At 63.9% G+C, this 15,060-nt stretch carries 14 protein-coding genes; 9 read left to right on the forward strand and 5 right to left on the reverse strand.

From position 1 onward, the window contains the following. The first annotated feature begins 27 nt into the window (after positions 1-27). The 5 genes from IVA95_RS25540 (at position 28) to IVA95_RS25560 (ending at position 5,594) form a co-directional block, all read left to right on the forward strand. Positions 28-426 (forward strand): 5-carboxymethyl-2-hydroxymuconate Delta-isomerase, encoded by a 399-nt coding sequence (locus tag IVA95_RS25540; RefSeq protein ID WP_247513016.1) that lies wholly within the window; start codon positions 28-30, stop codon positions 424-426. Continuing rightward, positions 419-1,954 (forward strand): 5-carboxymethyl-2-hydroxymuconate semialdehyde dehydrogenase, encoded by a 1,536-nt coding sequence (gene hpaE / locus IVA95_RS25545; RefSeq protein WP_247513017.1) that lies wholly within the window; start codon positions 419-421, stop codon positions 1,952-1,954. The genes IVA95_RS25540 and hpaE overlap by 8 nt, the downstream gene beginning before the upstream one ends. 126 nt (positions 1,955-2,080) lie before the next feature. Further along, positions 2,081-3,064, forward strand: a complete 984-nt coding sequence (gene hpaD / locus IVA95_RS25550; RefSeq protein WP_247513018.1) for a 3,4-dihydroxyphenylacetate 2,3-dioxygenase — start codon at positions 2,081-2,083, stop codon at positions 3,062-3,064. 4 nt (positions 3,065-3,068) lie between these two features. Continuing rightward, positions 3,069-3,938 carry a fumarylacetoacetate hydrolase family protein gene (locus IVA95_RS25555; protein ID WP_247513019.1) on the forward strand — a complete coding sequence of 290 codons (870 nt, stop codon included), beginning with the start codon at positions 3,069-3,071 and terminating at the stop codon, positions 3,936-3,938. Positions 3,939-3,965: 27 nt separating this feature from the next. Continuing rightward, the gene (locus tag IVA95_RS25560) at positions 3,966-5,594 is read left to right on the forward strand and encodes a thiamine pyrophosphate-dependent enzyme (RefSeq protein WP_247513020.1); all 1,629 of its coding nucleotides are present in this window, start codon (positions 3,966-3,968) and stop codon (positions 5,592-5,594) included. A 95-nt stretch (positions 5,595-5,689) separates the two neighbouring features. On the opposite strand, the gene IVA95_RS25565 is transcribed toward IVA95_RS25560, so the two are convergent. From IVA95_RS25565 to IVA95_RS25585, 5 genes are all read right to left on the reverse strand, one after another. After that, a complete protein-coding gene (locus tag IVA95_RS25565) occupies positions 5,690-6,922 on the reverse strand; it encodes an MFS transporter (protein ID WP_247513021.1) in 1,233 nt (410 codons plus the stop codon). Between the two features lie 186 nt (positions 6,923-7,108). Beyond that, the gene (alkB, locus tag IVA95_RS25570) at positions 7,109-7,762 is read right to left on the reverse strand and encodes a DNA oxidative demethylase AlkB (RefSeq protein WP_247513042.1); all 654 of its coding nucleotides are present in this window, start codon (positions 7,760-7,762) and stop codon (positions 7,109-7,111) included. Positions 7,763-7,774: 12 nt separating this feature from the next. Further along, the gene (locus IVA95_RS25575) at positions 7,775-8,515 is read right to left on the reverse strand and encodes a 2OG-Fe(II) oxygenase (protein WP_247513022.1); all 741 of its coding nucleotides are present in this window, start codon (positions 8,513-8,515) and stop codon (positions 7,775-7,777) included. A 155-nt stretch (positions 8,516-8,670) separates the two neighbouring features. Beyond that, positions 8,671-9,357, reverse strand: coding sequence for a DUF2848 domain-containing protein (locus IVA95_RS25580; RefSeq protein WP_247513043.1), 687 nt, complete (start codon positions 9,355-9,357; stop codon positions 8,671-8,673). Continuing rightward, on the reverse strand, positions 9,350-10,702 hold the full coding sequence (locus IVA95_RS25585; RefSeq protein ID WP_247513023.1) for an amidase: 1,353 nt from the start codon (positions 10,700-10,702) through the stop codon (positions 9,350-9,352). Before IVA95_RS25585 ends, IVA95_RS25580 begins: the two co-directional genes overlap by 8 nt. Positions 10,703-10,942: 240 nt before the next feature. Here IVA95_RS25585 and IVA95_RS25590 point away from each other — a divergent pair, with 240 nt between their 5' ends. The 4 genes from IVA95_RS25590 to IVA95_RS25605 all read left to right on the forward strand — a co-directional run bounded on the left by IVA95_RS25590 (position 10,943) and on the right by IVA95_RS25605 (position 14,967). Further along, positions 10,943-11,356 (forward strand): Zn-ribbon domain-containing OB-fold protein, encoded by a 414-nt coding sequence (locus tag IVA95_RS25590; RefSeq protein WP_247513024.1) that lies wholly within the window; start codon positions 10,943-10,945, stop codon positions 11,354-11,356. A gap of 5 nt (positions 11,357-11,361) precedes the next feature. Further along, the gene (locus IVA95_RS25595; RefSeq protein ID WP_247513025.1) at positions 11,362-12,501 is read left to right on the forward strand and encodes a thiolase; all 1,140 of its coding nucleotides are present in this window, start codon (positions 11,362-11,364) and stop codon (positions 12,499-12,501) included. 151 nt (positions 12,502-12,652) lie between these two features. After that, positions 12,653-13,567: an SDR family oxidoreductase gene (locus IVA95_RS25600; protein ID WP_057848008.1), complete on the forward strand. Its 915-nt coding sequence runs from the start codon at positions 12,653-12,655 to the stop codon at positions 13,565-13,567. A gap of 233 nt (positions 13,568-13,800) precedes the next feature. Further along, a complete protein-coding gene (locus tag IVA95_RS25605) occupies positions 13,801-14,967 on the forward strand; it encodes an SMP-30/gluconolactonase/LRE family protein (RefSeq protein ID WP_247513026.1) in 1,167 nt (388 codons plus the stop codon). The last annotated feature ends 93 nt before the right edge of the window (positions 14,968-15,060 follow it).

Raw genomic sequence — 15,060 nt, forward strand, 5'->3', positions numbered from 1 at the left:
CTTTAAGAGAGCGGGAGTCATCGGAACATGCCGCACTTCACGATTGAATATTCAGCCAATCTCGATGGACGCGTCGATATGGCCGCGGTCGTTGAACTCGTCCGCAAGGCGGCGGTCGAGACCGGTATATTCCCGCTCGGAGGTATTCGCGTGCGCGCAATCAAATGCGAGCACTACGCGATCGCCGACGGCCGCCAGAACTACGCCTTTCTCGACATGGTGTTGCGGCTTGGCGAAGGCCGCGATCTCCCCACCCGCCAGAAGGCCGGCGAGCATATTTTCAAGGCCCTGTCGGCCTATCTTGATCCGGTATTTGCGAACCAAAAGTTCGCGCTGTCGTTCGACATGCAGATCAACGACAAGGAAACAAGCTGGAAACGCAACAACATCCACGAAGCTCTGAAGGTGGAGACGATCAATGGATAAGGTGACACCTAAGGACACGTTTCAGGCCAACCGCGACCGTGTGGCTCCCCTGCTCGCCAAGCTGAAGAGCGAAGGCATCGGGCACATGATCGACGGCAAGACTGTGCCGTCGGTCTCCGGCCAGACATTTGAGACGAAGTCCCCGGTCGATGGCGCGGTGCTGGCAACGGTCGCCCGCGGCAACGCCGAAGACATTGACCGCGCCGCAACCGCCGCCGCAACAGCCTTCAAATCCTGGCGCGAGATGCCGGCAGCCGCGCGAAAGAAATTGCTGCATCGCGTCGCCAACGCGATCGAGGACCACGCCGACGATATCGCGGTGCTGGAATGCATCGATACCGGCCAGGCCCACCGCTTCATGGCCAAGGCCGCGATCAGGGCGGCGGAAAACTTCCGCTTCTTTGCCGACAGATGCGGCGAAGCCCGGGACGGCCTCAACATGCCCTCCGAGGAGCACTGGAACATCTCGACCCGGGTGCCGATCGGCCCGGTCGGCGTGATCACGCCGTGGAACACGCCTTTCATGCTGTCGACCTGGAAGATCGCGCCAGCGCTGGCTGCGGGCTGTACGGTCGTACACAAGCCGGCCGAATGGTCGCCGGTCACGGCGGACCTGTTGGCAAAGCTCGCGAAACAGGCGGGCCTGCCGGACGGCGTGTTCAACACCGTCCATGGCATGGGTGAGGAGGCCGGCAAAGCGCTGACCGAGCATCCCGCGATCAAGGCGATCGGCTTTGTCGGCGAGAGTTCGACCGGTTCCGCGATCATGGCGCAGGGCGCCCCTACGCTGAAGCGCGTGCATTTCGAGCTCGGCGGCAAGAACCCGGTGATCGTGTTCGACGATGCCGATCTCGACCGGGCGCTGGATGCGGTCGTCTTCATGATCTATTCGCTCAACGGCGAGCGCTGCACCTCGTCGAGCCGGCTGCTGGTTCAGCAAGGTATCGCCGATAAGTTCATCGAAAAGCTCACCGCGCGGGTGAAGGCACTGAAGGTCGGGCATCCGCTCGACCCTGCCACCGAAATCGGGCCGCTGATCCACGAACGGCATCTCGCCAAAGTCTGCAGCTATTTCGAGGTCGCCCGGAAGGACGGCGCCACCATCGCGATCGGCGGCAAGCCGCATGACGGTCCCGGCGGCGGGCATTACGTGCAACCGACCCTCGTCACCAGCGCGCACTCAAAGATGCGGGTGGCGCAGGAGGAAGTGTTCGGCCCGTTCCTGACCGTGATCCCGTTCAGGGATGAGAAAGACGCCATCGAGATCGCCAACGGCGTGCAATACGGCCTGACCGGCTACGTCTGGACTGGCGACATGGGCCGCGCGCTGCGTGTTGCTGATGCGCTCGAAGCCGGCATGATCTGGCTCAATTCCGAAAACGTCCGCCATCTACCGACCCCGTTCGGCGGCATGAAAGCTTCAGGCATCGGCCGCGACGGCGGCGACTACTCGTTCGACTTCTACATGGAAACCAAGCACGTCTCGCTCGCGCGCGGGACGCACAAGATTCAGAGACTGGGAATCTAGAGCGCACCGTCGTTCCGGGGCGCGAAGCGAACCCGGAACCTCGAGATTCCCCGGTGCGCAATTGCGCACCTGAGGTTCGGTCCTGCGGACCGCCCCGGAATGACGAACCAAATCAGGGAAACGCCTATGCCCGTTCCGACACACACATTCACCCCGCCGTTCAACATCATCCGCTGCAGCCACGCCGTGCTCGATGTAGTCGATCTCGGCAAGAGCCGCGCCTTCTACGAAACCACCGTCGGCCTCCACGTCGAGGATAGCGACGACAAGACGGTGTACCTGCGCGGCAGCGAAGAGCATCAGCATCACTCGCTGGTACTGCGGAAGGCCCCAGCCGCGGCCTGCAATCGGCTCGGCTTCAAGGTCGGCAATGACGGCGATCTCGACAAGGCAGCGACTTTCTTTTCCGAGAACGGCATCCCCTACGCCTTCGCCGATCAACCGTTCCAGGGCCGCACCCTGCAATTCACCGATGCCGCCGGCTTCCAACTCGAGCTCTATGCGTCGATGGACAAGCGCCCGCATCTGCTGCGGCGCTACGATCTCTACAAGGGTTGCCATCCGCAGCGGCTCGATCATTTCAACGTCTTCGCGCCCGAGGTTCAGGGCACCGTCGATTTCTATGCGCGGCTCGGCTTCCGGCTGACCGAATATGGCGAGGAAGATGGCCCGAACGGGCGGATCGCGGCGGCCTGGATGCACCGCAAGGGCAACGTCCATGACCTCGCCATCACCAACGGCCGCGGTCCTCGCCTGCACCATTTTGCCTATTGGGTGCCGACAGCGATGAACGTGCTGCATCTCTGCGACGTGATGGCTTCAAGCGGATATCTGAAGAACATCGAGCGCGGCCCGGGCCGCCACGGCATTTCGAATGCATTCTTCCTCTATGTCCGGGATCCGGACGGCCACCGGCTCGAACTCTACACCAGCGATTACTTCACCGGCGATCACGACCACGAGCCGCTGCGTTGGTCGCTGAAGGACCCGCGCCGGCAAACGCTGTGGGGCGCACCGGCGCCGCGCTCCTGGTTCGAGGAAGGCTCGCCCTTCACGGGGCAAGAGGTGCGCGATCCGCTCTTTGTCGCCGACGTCACGATTGCGGATTGATCGGATGGCCTCTCCCCGTCTCGCTACCTTCACCGTCAACGGCGCGCAGAAATATGGCGCCGTGACCGATGCCGGCATCGTCGATCTCTCGGCGCGCTTCGCAAAGGAATATCCGACGCTGCGCGAGGTCATCGCAGCTGGCGCATTGATGAAACTCGCCGAGGACGCGGCGCGCCGCTCGCCGGACCATGCGCTCGATGCGATCAATTGGCAGCCGCCGATCCCCGCGCCGGAAAAAATTATCTGCATCGGCGTCAACTACCCCGACCGTAACGCCGAATACAAGGACGGCCAGGACGCGCCGAAATATCCGAGCATGTTCATGCGCACACCGCGCTCCTTTGTCGGCCACAACGCGCCGCTGGTCCGCCCGCGCGCCTCGGCGCAACTCGACTACGAGGGCGAGCTGGTGCTTGTGATCGGCAAGGCCGGACGGCACATCAAGGAGAGCGACGCACTGGACCACATCGCAGCCATCACGCTCTGCAACGAAGGCACCATCCGCGACTGGGTGCGGCACGCCAAATTCAACGTCACCCAGGGCAAGAATTTCGATTCCACCGGCAGCCTCGGCCCCTGGCTCGTGCCCTACACCGATGAAAACCAGATTGCGGACATTCGTCTCACCGCGAAAGTCAATGGCGAGACGCGGCAGGACGACCGCACCGGCCGGTTGATCTTCGGCTTCCGATACCTCATCAAGTATCTCTCGACCTTCACCACGCTGGTGCCGGGTGACGTCATCGTGACGGGCACGCCGACCGGCGCCGGCGCGCGGTTCGACCCGCCGCGTTATCTGAAGCCCGGCGATGTCATCGAGATTGAAGCCGAGGGCGTCGGTGTGCTCAAAAACGGCGTCATCGACGAAGCCTGACAAATCCCGTGAACGAATGGACAGACCATGAAATCAACTTCCGGCGGCGAAGCGATCGTCAACGGCCTCGTCGCGCATGGCGTCGACACCGTGTTCGGGCTGCCCGGTGCGCAGATTTATGGCTTGTTCGACGCCTTCCGTCAGGCGCAGTTGAAAGTGATCGGCGCGCGGCACGAGCAGGCCTGCGGCTACATGGCTTTCGGCTATGCGCGCTCGTCGGGGAAACCCGGCGTGTTCAGCGTGGTGCCCGGCCCGGGCGTACTCAACGCGAGCGCGGCGCTGCTCACCGCATTCGGCTGCAACGAGCCGGTGCTCTGCCTGACCGGACAGGTGCCGACGGCGTTTCTCGGCAAGGGCCGCGGCCATCTGCACGAGATGCCGGACCAGCTCGCGACGCTGCGCACTTTTGTGAAATGGGCCGAGCGGATCGAATATCCCGATGCGGCGCCTTCAGTCGTGTCGCGCGCGTTTCAGGAGATGATGTCGGGTCGCCGCGGTCCGGTGTCCCTGGAAATGCCGTGGGACACCTTTACGCAGCGCGCGCAAGTCGGCGCGTCAGCCGTGTTCGACCCCTTCCCGCCGCCGCAGCCGGATCCCGACCGGATCAAAGCGGCAGCGGCGCTGATCAAGGACAGCAAGCGCCCGATGATCTTCGTCGGCAGTGGCGCGATCCATGCGCGCGAGGAAATTCTCGAACTCGCCGAAATGATCGATGCGCCTGTCGTGGCGTTCCGCAGCGGGCGCGGCATTGTCTCCAACGCGCACGAGCTCGGGCTGACCATGGCAGCGGCCTACAAGCTCTGGCCGAACACCGACCTGATGATCGGGATCGGCACGCGCATGGAGTTGCCGGCCTCGGGATTCCGCTGGCCGTACCAGCCGAAGGGACTGAAATCCGTTCGCATCGATATCGATCCGGCCGAGGTGCGCCGGCTCACATCCGATGCCGCTGTGGTCGCGGATGCGAAAGCTGGCACGGCCGATCTCGTAGCTGCTGTGAAGAAGACTGGCTATAGCAGGACCAGCGGCCGGCGCGCCGAAATCCGCGAAGCCACCGCGGCGGCGCAGCAGGAGATCCAGAAGGTGCAGCCGCAGATGGCCTATCTGAACGTCCTGCGCGAGGTACTGCCTGATAATGCGATCGTCACCGACGAGCTATCGCAGGTGGGCTTCGCCTCCTGGTACGGCTTTCCGGTCTACGAGCCACGCACCTTCATCACCTCGGGGTATCAAGGCACGCTCGGCTCGGGTTTCCCCACTGCGCTCGGCGCCAAGGTTGCCAATCCGCAGCGGCCGGTGGTCGCGATCACCGGCGATGGCGGCTTCATGTTCGGCGTGCAGGAACTGTCCACCGCGGTGCAATTCAAGATCGGCGTCGTGACGCTGGTGTTCAACAACAACGCCTATGGCAATGTCCGTCGCGACCAGCGCCAGCATTTTGACGGACGCGTCGTGGCGTCTGACCTGGTCAATCCGGATTTCGTGAAGCTTGCGGAATCTTTCGGGGCGGGAGCTGCGCGGGTGACTTCGCCGGATCAGTTCCGGCCCGCGCTGGAGAAGGCGCTGGCCGATGGCGGGCCATATGTGATCTCGGTCGAGGTGCCGACGGACTCGGAAGTGAGCCCGTGGACGTTCATTCACCCGGCCAAGCCGTAGTCGCCGTCATTCCGGGGCGGTCCGCAGGACCGAACCCGGAATCTCGAGATTCCGGATCTGGTGCTTTGCACCATCCCGGAATGACCGAGAGAGACTCATACTCTCCTCTTCGCGGCACTCCGCTGCATCCGCGACGCTGCAATCACCAATAGCCCCGCTCCCGCGACCGACCAGCACGCCACCGGCGCCCAGTGCAACAGCGGCGCATATTCCGGCAGCTTCTGCAGGCCGCCGGCGACCGCCGCCATTCGCGCAAAGGTCGCAAGCGCCAGCGCGGAGAACACCAGCCCCACCACCTTGCCCTCGGCGCCGGTCTCGCCAATCGCCAGCGCCGCCGAAACCGCGGCCATCAGCATGCAGCCCCACGCTGCACCAGCGACGAACTGCGCCGCGATCAGCATGTTGAGATTGCCGGCCATCTCCGCGCCCAACACGGCGAGCGCACCGAGCAGGCCGGCCGCGCCCATCACGATCAGCCCGCCGCGGTGCTTGACCACGACGCTTGCCGGAAACATCGCAATGTTGAAGCCGATCCAGAACACCGGCATCAGCCATGGCAATTCGTCCGGCTTGGCAAAGCGCAGGAAGAACGGCGTGCTGTTGATGGAAAAATGCAATTGGTAGCCGAGCGAGAGGATGACCATCGAAGCGATGAAGAACATCGGCAGAAGGCCGAGCGATTTTGCAGGCGCCGCAGGCTGTTTCGCGACCGGTGGCGCCTGCGCCAGATCGCGCTCGACCTTCGAGAGCGCCAGGGTGGTGAGCAGCAATACCACGCCCGAGATCACGAAGGGCAGCCGCGGGTCGTGGTTACGCAGCACCACGCCGAGATAGGGCGAGACAGCGCCCGCCAGGCCGTAGCCGAGCATCGTCAGCGCCGACAAAAACGGAATCGCCGGCCGCGCCGCGTATTTGCCGAGTAGCGTCAGCGGCGGCGCGCGCAGGGCCGATGACGTCACGACCCAGATCAGGATCAGGGCGATGAACCAGACCTGCGCGCCCGGCCCCGTACCCGCCACGAACGGCAGCGCGATGAATGCCGCGCAGGAGATCGCGGTCAAGGTGCCAACGAACACGCCAAGCTTGCCGACGAACGGCGCGATTCTGTCGGCGGCTATTCCCATCGCAGTGTCGGTGACGGTGAAGATCGCCTGGTCCAGCATCAGGATCAGGATGACGGCGGATGGCGCGATCCCGACGTCGGCGCACAGCTTCGGCAGGTAGATGACGTAGGTGGTCCAGCCCAGCGTGAAGACCAGTTGTAGCACGGCGAGATAGACGCCGGTGCGGTTCGCGCTAGTGCTGGACGTTGCTTCTGTCGTGCTCATGTCGGCCCCCGGCGAAAGGAGCATAGACCAGGGGCTGCTTCGGTGAAAAGCAGCAAGAGCCATCTCGTGCCCCGGATGCAGCGCAGCGCGAAGCGGTGCGTTGCTAAGCCGGGGCCCATTACTGCGGCACCATGGGTCCCGGCTCTGCGGAGCAGCGCAAGCGCTGCACCGCGTCCGGGACACGCGTTAGTTCGCCTTGCGGAAAGTGAGATTGATGCGCTGCCGTCCCATCACGACATGCTCGCCGTCGGCGAGCGGTGCCACGCCGTGAAAGAATAGCCGTGACGGCCCGCCCCAGACCACGACGTCGCCATGCTCGAGCCGGTAGCGCTTCGGTTTGTCGGCGCGCTTTGCACCGCCGAACAGGAAGATCGCCGGCAGGCCCAGCGACACCGACACGATCGGCGCGGCGAAATCCTGCTCGTCCCGGTCCTGATGCAGCGACATCCGTGCGCCGGGGGCGTAGTGGTTGACCAGGCACGCGTCCGGCGCAAAGTTTTCGAAGCCACCCGCGGCAGCCGCCGTTGCGGCGAGGCCGCGAAAGGCGCGTGGCATCGCAGGCCACGGCAGGCCAGAATCGGGATCAATGCCGTCATAGCGGTAGCCACTGCGATCGGTGACCCAGCCCGCGCTGCCGCAATTGGTCATGGCGACCGACATCTGGTGGCCACCAGGCGTAAACATGCGGCGGAATGGCGCTCGCGCGATGATCTCGCGCAACGCCGCGACCACTTCGCTTTCGAAGGGCTTCGCGTATCCGCGCAGCAATACCGCGCCCTCCGCCATCGCTTCGCGCGATGGGCGCAGATCCGGCACGGCCTCGAACAAATCCGCAGTCAATTCAATCCGCACTCACTTGGCATCGTGAAAAATCACACCGACGGTGTGGCGATGACCGGAGCGGACCCGGCTGACGCCGTGGCGCAGATTAACGCGGTAGAGACCTCGCGTCCCCTGCACCGGCCGATGATGCACAGCAAACGCCACCGCATCGCCCTGCCTCAACGGCACCACCTCGGGCCGCGATTGCATCCGCGGCCGCTGCTCCGTCAGCACGAACTCTCCGCCTTCGAAATCGCGCCCCGGTTCCGACAGCAGGATCGCGACCTGCAGCGGGAACACGTGCTCGCCATAGAGGTCCTGATGCAGGCAATTGTAGTCGCCTTCGCCATATTGCAGCAGCAGCGGCGTCGGCCGCGTCTGCCCGGCGTCATGGCAGCGCTTCAGAAAGGCCTCGTGGCGACTGGGATACCGGACATCGATCCCCATCGTCTCGTTCCAGCGATTGGCAACGCCGCAGAGCCGCGCATAGAGCGCGGGCCGCAACTGCGCGATCAGCTCCGGCAGCGGATAGGCGAAATACTTGTATTCGCCGCGGCCGAACCCGTGGCTCCCCATCACGATACGGCTGCGGAAATTCTTGTCGTCGGGATAAAGCGCGGCCAGCGCGGCGCATTCATCAGGGGACAGCAATCCCTTCAGGACGGCGCAGCCTTGCGCGTCGAGGTCGGCAGTCGCCTGGGCCCAATCGATGGCAGCGACGCGGGCGGCGATGTCGGACCGGCGGTCGATATTTCTTGCGATTGCTGTCATGGCGTCAATGTCGCAATCAGGCCTCGACAAAACCACCCGATTTCTGACGAGTTCCATCCCCGTCATTGCGAGCGGAGCGAAGCAATCCACGCCTCAGCTCGGGGACAGATGGACTGCTTCGTCGCTTCGCTCCTCGCAACGACGGCGGCGCCGCGTCAGCCCAGCACCGGCAGCGGGATTACATCATAACCATGGCTGATCTTCCGCTTCAGCACGGGATCCTCCAGCTCGAACTCGAAGCGATCAGCCGGGCGGATGCCGCCTTTGGCCGCAAACGTGCCGCCGAACAGGGCGCAGCCGTCGGGCAGGCCTTTGCCGCCAAAGCCGCGCTCGATCAGGTCGTTGACCGGCAGCATGGCATCCAGCCTGCCCTCCTGGTAAAGCACGCGAGAGCCCCCGATCGTGGCCCAGGAGCGCAGGATCAGCCGGTCCCAGTGACCGATGACCTCCTCCAATTCCCACAGGACCGATGCCACCGGCTTGTCGCACATCTGTTTTGAGACGGTGACGCTGTAGCTCTCCACCTTGCGGTCGGTATGATCGGAGCCGCAGCCGACAAAGATACGGCCCTGCCAGCCGATCAGCACGAACTCGGCCTCGCCGCTGGAATCGCCGCCCGTTACCTCGATACGATCGTCCTGGGTAATCCGCCGCGCCGAGCAGCGGTAATAGATCGGCGTCGTCGCGGGACGCGCGATGCCGATCGCTTCGAGTTCAGCGATATGCTTGTCGCGCGCGACCGGATCGCGCCCGGTCCAGCCGGCGATCACGGCTTGGTCGATCGCCAGCGTCAGCGGCGTCAACATGCCCTTGTCGTCGACGTTGAAGGTCAGATCAAACACGGATGACATCCTCCATTCCGGCGGCGAGTTCGAAGATGCGGCGGTCCGATCCGCCGGCGGCTGCAAGCATCAGCCCGACCGGCACCTCGCCTTCGCGATGCGCGGGCAGTGAGATCGCACAGCCGTCGAGCATGTTGATCAGCGTGCAATTGCGCAGCGCGCGCAGATTCTGTGTTGCGAATAGCTTGTCGTCGGCAACGAGGTCGGCGATGACGGGCGGCGCATTCGCCGTGGTCGGCAACACCAGCGCGTCATAGGGCGCGATGCGCTGTTCGGTCCGTGCAATGAACGCGCGGCGCGCGCCGACAATATCGATATAATCCGCTGCGCTGATGCTTTCGCCGCGCAGGATCCGGACGCGAACACGAGGGTCGTAGACATCACCCTTGCTCGCGATGAGATAGCGGTGCCAGGCATAACTTTCCGCCGCGGCGAATCCGCCCTTGCTGTTCATGACGGCGACATCGTCGAATTCCGGCACCGCAATCCGCTCGATTATTGCCCCCTCGCGCGAGAGCGTCGCAAGCGCGCGCTCAAAGGTTTTCGCGACGACATCGTCGAGATCGTCGAGCGCAACCGTGGTCGGCACCGCGAGCCGCATGCCCTTGACCGGGCGCGGCTGCAACGGCTTCACCGCTTCATCTGCGAGCACGGCGTCAAGCACCGCGCAGCAGCCGACCGTGCGCGCCAGCGGCCCAAAGCTGTCGAGCGAGGACGATAGCGGCACGCCGCCATCGAGCGGCACGCGGCGCTGCGTCGGCTTGTAGCCGACGATGCCGTTGAAGGCCGCCGGAATCCGGCAGGAGCCGCCGGTGTCGGTGCCGAGCGCGCCGTAAGCCATCCGATCGGCGATCGATACCGCACCCCCCGAGGACGAGCCGCCGGGCACATGACCCGCGCTGCGATTAAACACGCTCTTCGGCGTGCCGTAATGCGGATTGATGCCGATACCGGAATAGGCGAATTCGGTCATGTTGGTTCGGCCGATCACGATGAAGCCGGCCCGGCGCAGCCGCGCCACCACGGGCGCATCGGCTTCGGCCGGAGCCGAATCCTCCAGCGCGCGGGAGCCTGCGCGGGTCACCTGCCCCTTGATGTCGAACAGGTCCTTGATCGACACGGGGATGCCGGCATAGGGGGACGGCGCGGCGCGCGCTTTGCGCAGATGATCCATCGCGTCCGCGGCGCCGAGCGCCGCGTCCTTATCGACGTGGATGAAGGTCCGCGCCCCCTCACCGGCGGGATCGCCAATCCTTGCGAGACACTCCTCGACCAGCTTGCGCGCGGTGGTGCGTCCGGCTTCGAGGTCGGCGGCGAGGCTCGCAAGCGTAGGATGGTCAGGCATGGCTCTCTTGTACTTTGCTCTGGATCGCTTCCTGATCAGGAGCATCCCGTTGAGAAGTGTGCCGGCAATTTGCCGTGGCGCGGACTATCTCCGATGACTGGCTGGCATACAAGCGCTCTCGTGCGCAGGAATGCGGCCATGCAATCCCCGCCGTCGCTGGACCGTTGACGGCCCACAGTCAATGTCGCATCAAGACCGCAACAAGCGGGTGGACGCCCGTACTTAAGGAGAGCAGCCGATATGGCGGAGCCCGCGCGCGCAAGACCAAAGCCCACGCCTGAAACCAAGCATTTCTGGGATGGAACGCAGGCCGGCGAATTACGCCTGCAGCGCTGCGATGCCTGCGCCAATGTCTATTTCCCGCCGCGCCCGTTCTGCCCCTCCTGCGCCTCGCGCAAGGTTTCCGTCTTCAAGGCCAGCGGCAAAGGCAAGCTCTATAGTTATGTCATCAATCACCGTCCGGCCGCGCCCGGCTTCACCCCGCCTTACGCAATCGCGGTGGTCGAACTCGACGAGGGGCCGCGCATGATGAGCAACATTATCGACTGCCCGCAGACGCCGGAGGCGCTGGAGCTCGACATGAAGCTCGAGGTCGCCTTCGAAAAGCTCGACGACAAGATCACCCTTCCCATGTTCCGTCCGGCGAAGGGCTAAGCATCATGCGCAGAAACCAGGTCGCCGTCGTCGGAGCCGCCGAGACCACCGAACTCGGCGTTATCCCGAATATGTCGCAGATCCAGTTGCATGCGGACGCGGCACTCAACGCCATCGCCGATGCCGGGCTAAAGCTGTCCGACATCGATGGTATCGCGACCGCCGTCGAAACCCCGCAGCAGATCGCGCACTATCTCGGCATCACGCCGACCTGGGTGGACGGCACTTCCGTCGGCGGCTGTTCGTTCATGCTGCACGTCCGGCATGCCGCGGCCGCCATCGAGGCCGGTCTCTGCAAGACCGTGCTGATCACGCACGCCGAAAGCGGCAAGTCGATGATCGGCAAGCTGCCGCGCTCGATTCCCGCCGACAGCCTGCAGGGCCAGTTCGAGGCACCGTTCGGCGTCTACGGCCCGCCCAGCATGTTCCCGATTCCCGTGCTGCGCTACATGAAGACCTACGGCATCACGCATGAGCAAACTGCCATGGTCGCCGTCGTGCAGCGCGAATGGGCCGCGAAGAATCCGCGCGCGACGATGAAGGACCCGATCACGGTCGCCGACGTTCTCAATTCGCGGATGATCGCTTACCCTTTCCGCCTGCTGCAATGCTGCCTCGTCACCGACGGCGGCGGCGCCCTGATCCTGACCTCGGCCGACCGCGCCAGGGACTTTCCCAGGAAGCCGGTCTATATTCTCGGCACCGGCGAGAGCGTGGAAACGCCGATGGTCAGCCAGATGGAGACGTTCAACTCTTCGCGCGCCTTCAAGGTTGCTGGTCCGACCGCCTTCAAGGAGGCCGGCATCACTCACAAGGATGTCGATCACCTGATGATCTACGACGCCTTCGCGCATCTGCCGCTCTACGGCCTCGGCGATCTCGGCTTCATGCCGCACGAAGAGACCGGCAAGTTTATCGCCGACGGCAACACCCGCCCCGGCGGCAAGCTGCCGCTCAACACCAATGGCGGCGGATTGAGCTACATGCATTCGGGCATGTACGGCATGTACGCGCTGCAGGAGAGCGTGCGGCAAATGCGCGGCATCGCGCCCGCGCAAGTCAAGGACGCGAAGATCTCGGTCTGCCACGGCGTCGGCGGCATGTTCGCTGCCAGTGGCACGATCATCTTTACGAACGAACGCTAGGAAATGGCGAGCCCGAGCGGAGCCCTCAATCCGTCATTGCCGGGCTTGACCCGGCAATCCATCTTCTTCTGAGAAGGATGGATACACGGGTCAACCCCGCGCATGACGAGTTGAGTTCTGCTTCGGCCGCACAAACAACACAGGAAAGATCATGACAAAATCACTGCAAGACAAAGTCATCATCGTCACCGGCGCAGGCCGCGGCATCGGGCGCGAGATCGCGCTGCTCTGCGCCGCGGAAGGCGCAAAGGTCGTTGTCAACGATCCCGGCGTCGCCGCCGACGGCGCCGGATCGAATGCCGCGCCCGCCGAGGAGGTGGTCGAGGAAATCAAGAAGCGCGGCGGCACCGCAGTCGCGAACTTCGAGTCGGTGGCCGAAGCGATCCCTGCGAGCAAGATCGTCAAGACGGCGACTGATCATTTCGGCCGGCTCGACGGCGTCGTCAACAATGCCGGCATTTTGCGCGACATGATCTTCCACAAGATGAGCGTCGAAGCGTTCGAGGCCGTCATCAAGGTGCACCTGATGGGCTCGTTCTATGTCAGCCACGCCGCAGCCAGGCTGTACCGCGAACAGGAGAGCGGCTCCTTCGTGCACTTCACCTCGACCTCGGGCCTGATCGGCAATTTCGGCCAGGCCAACTACGCCGCCGCCAAGCTCGGCATCGTCGGCCTGTCGAAGTCGATCGCGCTCGACATGGGCCGCTTCAACGTGCGCTCGAATTGCGTCTCGCCGTTCGCCTGGACCCGCATGATCGGCACCATCCCGACCGAGACCGAGGCGGAGAAGGCGCGCGTGGCGAAAATCCAGCAGATGGGTCCGGAGAAGATTGCGCCGCTCTGCGCCTATCTGCTCAGCGACGCCGCCAAGGACGTGACGGGGCAGATCTTCGGCGTGCGCATGAACGAGATATTCCTGTTCAGCCAGAATCGGCCGCTGCGCTCGGTTCATCGCGGCGAAGGCTGGACGCCGCAAACCATCGCCGAGCACGGCATGCCGGCGCTTGCGGGATCGTTCTACAAGCTCGACCGCTCCGCAGACATCTTCACCTGGGATCCGATCTAACGAACTCCTCGTAGCCCGGGTGGAGCGCAGCGTAACCCGGGGACGGTCTCGCAATTAGAGAAACTGTCCCCGGATTGCGCGGAGCCTGTCATCGGGCGCGCATTCGCGCGACCCGTTGGCTCCATCCGGGCTACCCAAGCGGCGCCATCTCGGGCTGTTTCACACAGCCCGCCCGCTTTATGCCGGAATGCGAGTTGATGTTTTTCCTCCCAACAAAACAACGGGAGGAAATCATGACAACCTCGCTGACCTTTCCCGATTCCCAACAACACAGCGGCGGTTTTGACCGCCGCAAAATATTGACAGGCGCGGCGGCGCTTGCCGCCTCGGCCGTGACGATGAAATCGGCCGGTGCGGCGACCGTAGCGCCATTGGGGCAAACGGGCGTGCCCACCCGGCCGACCGAACCGCTGCCTCTCGGCCCGCTTCCCGGAAGCCGCTATCCGGATTCTCGCCTGGAGTCGATGAAGAAGCCCAAGGTTTCGTTCGGACCCACCGGTTTCCCGGCCTTCGCGGGCACCATGGCCGTCGAGCGCGTCGCCACCGGCTTCCGCTGGGCCGAAGGCCCGGTTTACTTCGCAGCCGGGCGCTACGTGCTGTTCTCCGATATCCCCAACAACCGCATCATGCGCTTCTCGGAAGATGACGGGCATCTCAGCGTCTACCGCCAGCCGTCGATGAACTCGAACGGCAACACCATCGACCGCGAAGGGCGCCTGATCACTTGCGAACACAGCGGTCGACGGGTCACCCGGACCGAACTCGATGGCTCGATCACGATCATCGCCGATAAGTACAATGGCAAGAAACTGAACTCGCCGAACGACGCCGTCGTCGCGGCCGACGGTTCGATCTGGTTCTGCGACCCAGCCTACGGTATCGGCGGCTATTACGAGGGCATCAAGGCCGAGCCCGAGCAGGAAAAGAAAAACGTCTACCGGGTGGATCCGAAGTCCGGCGACATCAAGATGGTGGTCGATGACTTCGTGCAGCCGAACGGCCTTTGCTTCTCGCCTGACGAGAAGAAACTCTATATCTGCGATACCGGCTTCACCGACGGGCCGGACAACCCGTCGCATATCCGCGTGTTCGACGTGGATCTCGGGGCCGGAAAGCTTTCGAACAGCAAGGTCTTTGCGGACATGCCCAAGCCCAGCATTACCGACGGACTGCGCTGCGACACCGCCGGGCGTCTTTGGTGCTCCGTGGGTTGGGGTGATCCGAATGAAGACGGCGTGCGCTGCTACACTTCTGACGGCGATCTGCTCGGCAAGATCCACATACCGGAAACTGTCGCCAATCTGTGCTTCGGCGGGCAGCAGCGAAATAGACTTTATATCTGCGGCTCGTCATCGCTCTATGCCGTCTACACCAGTGCACAGGGCGCGATGAAGCCGTGAGGAGCACTGACTCTTCCGCACGTCATTGCGAGGAGCGAAGCGACGAAGCAATCCATGCATCCGCGCATTCGGAGAGATGGATTGCTTCGCGGA

Source organism: Bradyrhizobium sp. 157 (assembly GCF_023073815.1).
Lineage (GTDB): Bacteria > Pseudomonadota > Alphaproteobacteria > Rhizobiales > Xanthobacteraceae > Bradyrhizobium.

Bases quoted from the DNA above. Each gene is read 5' to 3' on its own strand.
- IVA95_RS25540 (WP_247513016.1), top strand. From the start codon at position 28: ATGCCGCACTTCACGATTGAATATTCAGCCAATCTCGATGGACGCGTC.
- IVA95_RS25600 (WP_057848008.1), top strand. From the start codon at position 12,653: ATGACAAAATCACTGCAAGACAAAGTCATCATCGTCACCGGCGCAGGC.
- hpaD (WP_247513018.1), top strand. From the start codon at position 2,081: ATGCCCGTTCCGACACACACATTCACCCCGCCGTTCAACATCATCCGC.
- IVA95_RS25590 (WP_247513024.1), top strand. From the start codon at position 10,943: ATGGCGGAGCCCGCGCGCGCAAGACCAAAGCCCACGCCTGAAACCAAG.
- IVA95_RS25585 (WP_247513023.1), bottom strand. From the start codon at position 10,702: ATGCCTGACCATCCTACGCTTGCGAGCCTCGCCGCCGACCTCGAAGCC.
- IVA95_RS25605 (WP_247513026.1), top strand. From the start codon at position 13,801: ATGACAACCTCGCTGACCTTTCCCGATTCCCAACAACACAGCGGCGGT.
- IVA95_RS25560 (WP_247513020.1), top strand. From the start codon at position 3,966: ATGAAATCAACTTCCGGCGGCGAAGCGATCGTCAACGGCCTCGTCGCG.
- IVA95_RS25575 (WP_247513022.1), bottom strand. From the start codon at position 8,515: ATGACAGCAATCGCAAGAAATATCGACCGCCGGTCCGACATCGCCGCC.
- hpaE (WP_247513017.1), top strand. From the start codon at position 419: ATGGATAAGGTGACACCTAAGGACACGTTTCAGGCCAACCGCGACCGT.
- IVA95_RS25565 (WP_247513021.1), bottom strand. From the start codon at position 6,922: ATGAGCACGACAGAAGCAACGTCCAGCACTAGCGCGAACCGCACCGGC.
- IVA95_RS25595 (WP_247513025.1), top strand. From the start codon at position 11,362: ATGCGCAGAAACCAGGTCGCCGTCGTCGGAGCCGCCGAGACCACCGAA.
- IVA95_RS25555 (WP_247513019.1), top strand. From the start codon at position 3,069: ATGGCCTCTCCCCGTCTCGCTACCTTCACCGTCAACGGCGCGCAGAAA.